At 40.5% G+C, this 6,086-nt stretch carries 9 protein-coding genes; 8 read left to right on the forward strand and 1 reads right to left on the reverse strand.

Annotation, left to right across the window (positions count from 1 at the left end; all coding sequences use genetic code 11):
* Positions 1-54 precede the first annotated feature (54 nt).
* Positions 55-1,308: a diaminopimelate decarboxylase gene (locus tag HSISS2_RS01330; protein WP_004183718.1), complete on the forward strand. Its 1,254-nt coding sequence runs from the start codon at positions 55-57 to the stop codon at positions 1,306-1,308.
* Positions 1,309-1,339: 31 nt separating this feature from the next.
* On the opposite strand, the gene HSISS2_RS01335 is transcribed toward HSISS2_RS01330, so the two are convergent.
* The gene (locus tag HSISS2_RS01335) at positions 1,340-1,882 is read right to left on the reverse strand and encodes a TetR/AcrR family transcriptional regulator (protein WP_021144995.1); all 543 of its coding nucleotides are present in this window, start codon (positions 1,880-1,882) and stop codon (positions 1,340-1,342) included.
* A gap of 236 nt (positions 1,883-2,118) precedes the next feature.
* On the opposite strand from HSISS2_RS01335, the gene HSISS2_RS01340 reads away from it, so the two are divergent.
* The 7 genes from HSISS2_RS01340 to HSISS2_RS01370 all read left to right on the forward strand — a co-directional run.
* Complete coding sequence (locus tag HSISS2_RS01340) at positions 2,119-2,424, forward strand: YneF family protein (RefSeq protein WP_021144996.1); 306 nt, start codon at positions 2,119-2,121, stop codon at positions 2,422-2,424.
* 9 nt (positions 2,425-2,433) lie between these two features.
* Positions 2,434-3,249: a glutamate racemase gene (gene racE / locus HSISS2_RS01345; protein WP_008535826.1), complete on the forward strand. Its 816-nt coding sequence runs from the start codon at positions 2,434-2,436 to the stop codon at positions 3,247-3,249.
* Positions 3,242-4,216 carry a nucleoside-triphosphate diphosphatase gene (locus HSISS2_RS01350; RefSeq protein WP_021144997.1) on the forward strand — a complete coding sequence of 325 codons (975 nt, stop codon included), beginning with the start codon at positions 3,242-3,244 and terminating at the stop codon, positions 4,214-4,216. Before racE ends, HSISS2_RS01350 begins: the two co-directional genes overlap by 8 nt.
* On the forward strand, positions 4,198-4,719 hold the full coding sequence (locus tag HSISS2_RS01355) for a metallophosphoesterase (protein ID WP_004183713.1): 522 nt from the start codon (positions 4,198-4,200) through the stop codon (positions 4,717-4,719). The genes HSISS2_RS01350 and HSISS2_RS01355 overlap by 19 nt, the downstream gene beginning before the upstream one ends.
* Entirely contained in the window at positions 4,716-5,198 is a 483-nt protein-coding gene (gene cbpB, locus HSISS2_RS01360; RefSeq protein ID WP_021144998.1) for a cyclic-di-AMP-binding protein CbpB, read from the forward strand. Before HSISS2_RS01355 ends, cbpB begins: the two co-directional genes overlap by 4 nt.
* The gene (gene xerD / locus HSISS2_RS01365) at positions 5,152-5,913 is read left to right on the forward strand and encodes a site-specific tyrosine recombinase XerD (protein ID WP_021144999.1); all 762 of its coding nucleotides are present in this window, start codon (positions 5,152-5,154) and stop codon (positions 5,911-5,913) included. The genes cbpB and xerD overlap by 47 nt, the downstream gene beginning before the upstream one ends.
* Positions 5,913-6,086, forward strand: a 174-nt coding sequence (locus tag HSISS2_RS01370; protein ID WP_042766882.1) for a segregation/condensation protein A, incomplete at its 3' end; no start/stop codon positions are given. The genes xerD and HSISS2_RS01370, both read left to right, overlap by 1 nt.

Raw genomic sequence — 6,086 nt, forward strand, 5'->3', positions numbered from 1 at the left:
AAACCTTTTCTTATGCTATAATAAGGTTACTTATGCAAAAAAATGGAGAATAAAATGACAAAAACACCTTTTATTACGGCAGATAAACTTGAACAGATTACTGCAGAATTTCCAACACCTTTTCATCTTTACGATGAAAAAGGCATTCGTGAGACAGCACGTGCTGTAAATGCAGCCTTTTCATGGAATCCAGGTTTTAAAGAATTCTTTGCTGTCAAGGCAACACCTAATCCAGCAATCCTCAGAATCTTGAAGGAAGAAGGCTGTGGAGTGGACTGTGCAACAGATACAGAGCTTGTCATGAGTAAGAAAATTGGGTTTGATAACACTGCGATTAGTTTTACTTCTAATGACACACGTGCTGAAGAATTTGTATATGCTCGTAACATTGATGCGACAATTAACCTTGATGCTTACGAAGATATTTTCTTTTTAGAAGAAGTTGCGGGACTTCCAGAGACCCTTTCTTTGCGTTTTAATCCAGGTGGTGTCTTTTCTCTTGGTACAGACATTATGGACCATCCTGAAGAATCTAAATTTGGGATGACTAAGGAACAACTCTTTAAGGGTTATGCCTACCTCAAAGAAAAAGGAGTTAAATCATTTGGCTTGCACGCCTTTTTAGCATCTAATACCGTCACTAATGAGTACTATCCAACCTTAGCTGCTCAGCTATTTGAATTGGCTGTAGAAATCAAGAACGAATTAGGTGTCAGTCTTGATTTTATTAACTTGTCTGGTGGTGTTGGAGTCGACTATACTCCGGCTAACAAACAAAATGATATTGCAGCTATTGGTGAGGGCGTCCACGCTAAATTTGATGAGATTTTGGTTCCAAATGGTCTAGGTCACATCAGTATTTATACTGAACTTGGTCGCTACATGACAGCGCCTCATGGTCTCGTAGTAACTAAAGTTCTTCACATTAAGGACACTTATCGTCGTTATGTAGGTGTCGATGCGTCTGCGGTTAACTTGCTCCGTCCAGCTATGTATGATGCCTACCACCACATCACTAATATGACCAATCCCAATGGCGAGATTCAAGTAGTTGATGTGACAGGTTCGCTTTGTGAAAATAATGATAAGTTTGCTAAGAACCGTGAATTGCCAGAAGCTCGTATTGGAGATACTTTGGTTATCCATGACACTGGTGCCCACGGCTTCTCAATGGGTTACAACTATAATGGTCGTCTTCGCTCTGCGGAAATCCTTTATCAAGAAGATGGAACAGCTCGCATGATTCGTCGTGCTGAGACCATGAATGATTACTTTGCGACACTTGACGGTTTTGATTTTGAAATCTAACAAAAATAAGCTAGGCCTATAAGGCTCTAGCTTATTTTACTTTAATGATAACAGCTTCAAGAATGATATCTGCTAACTCCTCAGGAGATTCGATACAGTCTTCCTTGAGCCAAAGTGTCAGAATGGTAACAATAGTGCTAACGTAAACTTCCAATGAATACTTGGCTGGGATATGATAGCTTTGTTCCATAAGCTCTGTGACGTTTTCAATATCAGAGTTAAGGATAGTCTCGATAATGAATTCACGGATCATTCCATTGATGTTGGGAATATGCGTCATTAGTGTGAGACATAGTTTGCGATTGTCCTTAAGATAATGTAGCATCTCAGTGACAACACCTTCTTGGTAAGTCATGTCTTCTTGCAAAATGCTTGAGACGTTATCTAAAATTTTTGAGAAGGTGGTCTCAACCAAATCCTCTTTATTTGAATAGTAGTAGTAGAAGGTTGGTCTGCTAAGATTAGCCTTCTTGATGATGTCTGTGATGCTGATTTGTTCTAGTGAACTCTCTTCTAAGAGTTCAATAAATGCGTTGACAATTTTTCGTTCGGAAATAGTTGCTTCCTTTAGCATAAATAAACCCCTTTATATAAACATAATAATAATTCTACAACCTATATAATAACCTATTTTTTTCTAGAAATCTTACAAGTCCTTTACAGTTGTAAGTAAAATAAACTGAAACTCTCATTTTACTAGTATTTTAGTCAAAAAATTTTTTGGTGGTTTAGAAACCATCGTCTTATTTGTCAGTAAGTGGCATTTTTGCTATAATAGGAAATAATTAACGTTATAGGAGAATAGAATTTATGAACACCGTCCTTTGGATTATTCTTGTTTTTGTAGCCCTCTTGGCTGGCTTCTACGGAGGCGCCTATTTTGCCCGCAAACAAATGGAGAAAGAGTTAGCTGAAAATCCTCGTTTGAATGTGGACGCTGTTCGTACCATGATGTCTGCAGCAGGACAAAAACCTAATGAGGCAAGGGTACGTCAAACATATAACCAAATTATCAAGCAACAAAAACAAGCACTTGCGAATAGCAAGAAAAAGAAAAATAATGGTGGGGAGCTGGGACGTGAATCTCAGCTTTTTACATGTAACGTAAGGGGATAAGGAGGCAAGATGGATAATCGACCTATAGGATTTTTGGATTCTGGCGTCGGAGGCCTGACGGTGGTACGTGAGCTTAAACGTCAGTTGCCTCATGAGTCTGTCGTCTATATTGGCGACTCTGCTAGAGCCCCGTATGGTCCAAGACCAGCGGAACAAATCAGAGAGTATACCTGGCAGTTGGTTAGGTTCCTTCTGACTAAAAATGTCAAGATGATTGTTATTGCCTGTAATACAGCAACGGCAGTGGTTTGGGAAGAAATCAAAGAAGCCTTGGATATACCAGTGTTGGGTGTGGTTCTGCCAGGGTCTAGTGCAGCTATTAAGTCTAGTCAGTCTGGCAAAATTGGTGTGATTGGCACCCCTATGACGATTGCCTCTAACATCTATGAACAAAAAATCAAACGTTTGGCACCACAGATGGCTGTTTTGAGTTTGCCTTGTCCTCGCTTTGCCCCCATTGTTGAATCCAATGAGATTAAATCAAGTGTGGCTAAAAAGATTGTCTACGAAAGCATGGCGCCCTTAGTCGGTAAGGTAGATACCTTGGTCTTGGGTTGTACCCATTACCCACTATTACGCCCTATTATCCAAAATGTCATGGGACCAAGTGTCAAGTTAATTGATAGCGGTGCTGAGACTGTTCGTGATGTATCCGTTTTGCTCAATTATTTTGAGATTAATCGTAGTCGTGAAGTTGAAGATAAGACAGAAGAATATTACACCACAGCCAGTGTGCGAGGTTTTAAAGAAATTGCGGATCAATGGCTAGGTGAAGCCGTTACTGTTCAGCACGTAGATCTGGACAAGGAGTTAGAAAATGACTAAATCAATTTTTGAATATAAAGATGAGCAAGACTGGTACTTGGCTAGTTTTGGCAGTTACAATCAGTTGACCTGTTTTGGTGGCGATGAGGCTTATGAACAGTATGTTGATTTTTTCCAGGGATTGACAAATGCACTTGCTGTTAGTGGCTTCCAGTTGCATATTGTTAAGCACTCATCAGATCTTCGCTTGGTGTCTTTTATCTTAGACAGTTTGAAGGAGAATACTGGTCGCGATTTGGCTGTTACGCAACATCAAGGTGTCTTACTCGTCAGTGAAGGTGAAAAACTTGTCTATGTCCATGTGCCTAAAGAAGGAGTCGCTATGGAAGATTTCCTTGGTTCTAAGAGTCAGTCCACATTTGGCGACGTTTTGTTGATTGCAACACGTAATGAAGGAAAAACTAAGGAGTTTCGTAAACTTTTTGGAAAACTCGGTATTACGGTAGAAAATCTTAATGATTATCCAGACTTACCTGAAGTTGCTGAAACAGGCACAACCTTTGAGGAAAACGCTCGTTTGAAGGCAGAAACGATTTCTGAGTTAACTGGTAAAATGGTGCTTTCAGATGATTCAGGATTGAAGGTTGATATTCTTGGGGGCTTGCCTGGAGTTTGGTCTGCTCGATTTGCAGGTCCTGATGCGACCGATGCTGAGAATAATGCTAAGTTATTACATGAGCTCGCCATGGTGCTTGATGATGATAAACGCTCAGCTCAGTTCCATACAACCTTAGTGGTTGCAGCCCCTGGACGTGATAGTCTAGTCGTTGAGGCAGACTGGGAGGGCTACATTGGTCGAGAACCCAAAGGTGACAATGGCTTCGGTTATGACCCTCTCTTTTTAGTAGGTAAGACAGGTAAGACGGCAGCAGAGCTTTCGTCAGAAGAAAAAAATGAACAGTCGCATCGTGGTCAGGCTGTTAAGAAACTTATGGAGGTTTTTCCAGCATGGCAGAACAATCAATAATTGTAATGAGCGACTCTCATGGAGATCGTGATATTGTAGAAGATATTAAGAAGCGTTACCAAGGTAAAGTAGACGCTATTTTCCATAATGGGGATTCTGAGTTAGAATCAAGTGACCCGGTTTGGGACGGTATTTATGTGGTTCGTGGGAACTGTGATTATGACTCAGGTTATCCAGAACGCTTGGTGGTTAAACTTGGTGATGTGATTATTGCTCAAACGCATGGTCATCTTTACGGTATCAATTTCACCTGGGATAAGTTAGATCTTTGGGCACAACAAGAGGACGCTGATATTTGTCTTTATGGGCATTTGCATGCAGCAACAGCTTGGCGAAACGGTAAAACAGTATTTATCAATCCAGGATCTGTTTCGCAGCCACGAGGGCCTATCAATGTTAAGCTTTATGCTAAGGTGCTTATAGACAATGCTAAGATTCGTGTGGAGTATTACACACGTGATCATGAGCTTTATCCAGAACTGACACAGGAATTTGAACGATGATTGCTAAAGAATTTGAAGATTTTTTATTGGCTCATTTGGATAATTATTTGATTCCGTTAGATCAGCTTGCCATTTTTATTGATAGCCATAAGGCTAATCATGTGGTTTTACTTTTGACAAGTAACGGGTATTCTCGTGTTCCAGTTTTGACCAAAGATAAACACTATCTTGGAACGATTTCTTTGACAGATATAAAACGTTATCAAGAAGAACACAACTTGCAAGAGTGGGAAATGGTTAACTGTGATATTAGACCGATGACATCAGACGTTATGGAAACAGTGGAAGATAATGCTAGTCTGAATGAGGTCATGCATAAGTTGGTCAATAATCCTTTTCTTCCAGTCGTTGATAGCCAAGGCATTTTCAAAGGAATTATTACACGAAAATCGATTCTCAAGGCAGTCAATAGCCTTTTACATGACTTTACACATGACTATATCATCCTTCCAAAAACAACTGGCAACTCAGATCACTGAGTTTCTGAGTACCAAGACCGTCTCTGATAGTTCAAGGCAGGCCTATGCTTATGACCTTAAACAGTTTGCCAACTTAATCTCTGGACAAATTGATGCAACTAGCCTCAAGGTTTATGAAAACCAATTGAAGGATTGGAAACCGTCGGTACAAAAGCGTAAGCGGTCCGCAGTTAATCAATTTTTGCGATACCTCTATCAAAAGGGTGACTTATCTGAATTTTTAACACTTTCAGAAATAGCAAGGGTGTCTACTCAAGAAGAGAAGCTAGAGAGACTGGAGCTTTTAGCGCTTTATGAAGGGCAGGAGGGACCCGGTAAACTAGCTTGTCTGTTTATTCTAGAGTTAGGACTCCTACCTTCTGAATTTTTGGAGCTAGACTGGGCTGATATTGACTTGGCATTTGGTATTGTAACTGTGGCCAAGGGAAGCACTAAGCGTGTTCTCAGACTAGATGGCGCTTTGAAGCAATCCTTGTTGATGATTCAGAATGAGAATAGTCAGGGATTACTTCTGGGTAAGCCCTTCACTCGTCAATGGTTGTATAAGCAAATTCAGACTTATGTTACTGCGTGTGGATTACCTGGGGTCACCGCACAGATTTTGCGACAGCAGTTTATTCTTAGACAGATTGAAAAGGGAACGGGCGCCTTTGAACTGGCTCGTTTGCTAGGGCTAAAAAGTCCAGTGACCTTGGAGAAATACTACAAGACCTAATGGATATTAAGTTAAAAGATTTTGAGGGGCCACTGGATTTGTTGCTCCACCTGGTTTCTAAATATGAAGTAGACATTTACGATGTTCCCATTGTTGATGTCATTGAGCAATATTTGGCTTATCTGGCAACCTTGCAGGCAATGAAGCTCGAGGTTGCTGGTGAATATATGCTA

Origin of the sequence: Streptococcus sp. HSISS2, from assembly GCF_000448665.1 — a bacterium.
Lineage (GTDB): Bacteria > Bacillota > Bacilli > Lactobacillales > Streptococcaceae > Streptococcus > Streptococcus raffinosi.

What these genes read in the sequence shown, in the direction of transcription:
- HSISS2_RS01330 (WP_004183718.1), top strand. Translation starts at nt 55, where the DNA reads ATGACAAAAACACCTTTTATTACGGCAGATAAACTTGAACAGATTACT.
- HSISS2_RS01335 (WP_021144995.1), bottom strand. Translation starts at nt 1,882, where the DNA reads ATGCTAAAGGAAGCAACTATTTCCGAACGAAAAATTGTCAACGCATTT.
- HSISS2_RS01340 (WP_021144996.1), top strand. Translation starts at nt 2,119, where the DNA reads ATGAACACCGTCCTTTGGATTATTCTTGTTTTTGTAGCCCTCTTGGCT.
- racE (WP_008535826.1), top strand. Translation starts at nt 2,434, where the DNA reads ATGGATAATCGACCTATAGGATTTTTGGATTCTGGCGTCGGAGGCCTG.
- HSISS2_RS01350 (WP_021144997.1), top strand. Translation starts at nt 3,242, where the DNA reads ATGACTAAATCAATTTTTGAATATAAAGATGAGCAAGACTGGTACTTG.
- HSISS2_RS01355 (WP_004183713.1), top strand. Translation starts at nt 4,198, where the DNA reads ATGGCAGAACAATCAATAATTGTAATGAGCGACTCTCATGGAGATCGT.
- cbpB (WP_021144998.1), top strand. Translation starts at nt 4,716, where the DNA reads ATGATTGCTAAAGAATTTGAAGATTTTTTATTGGCTCATTTGGATAAT.
- xerD (WP_021144999.1), top strand. Translation starts at nt 5,152, where the DNA reads ATGACTATATCATCCTTCCAAAAACAACTGGCAACTCAGATCACTGAG.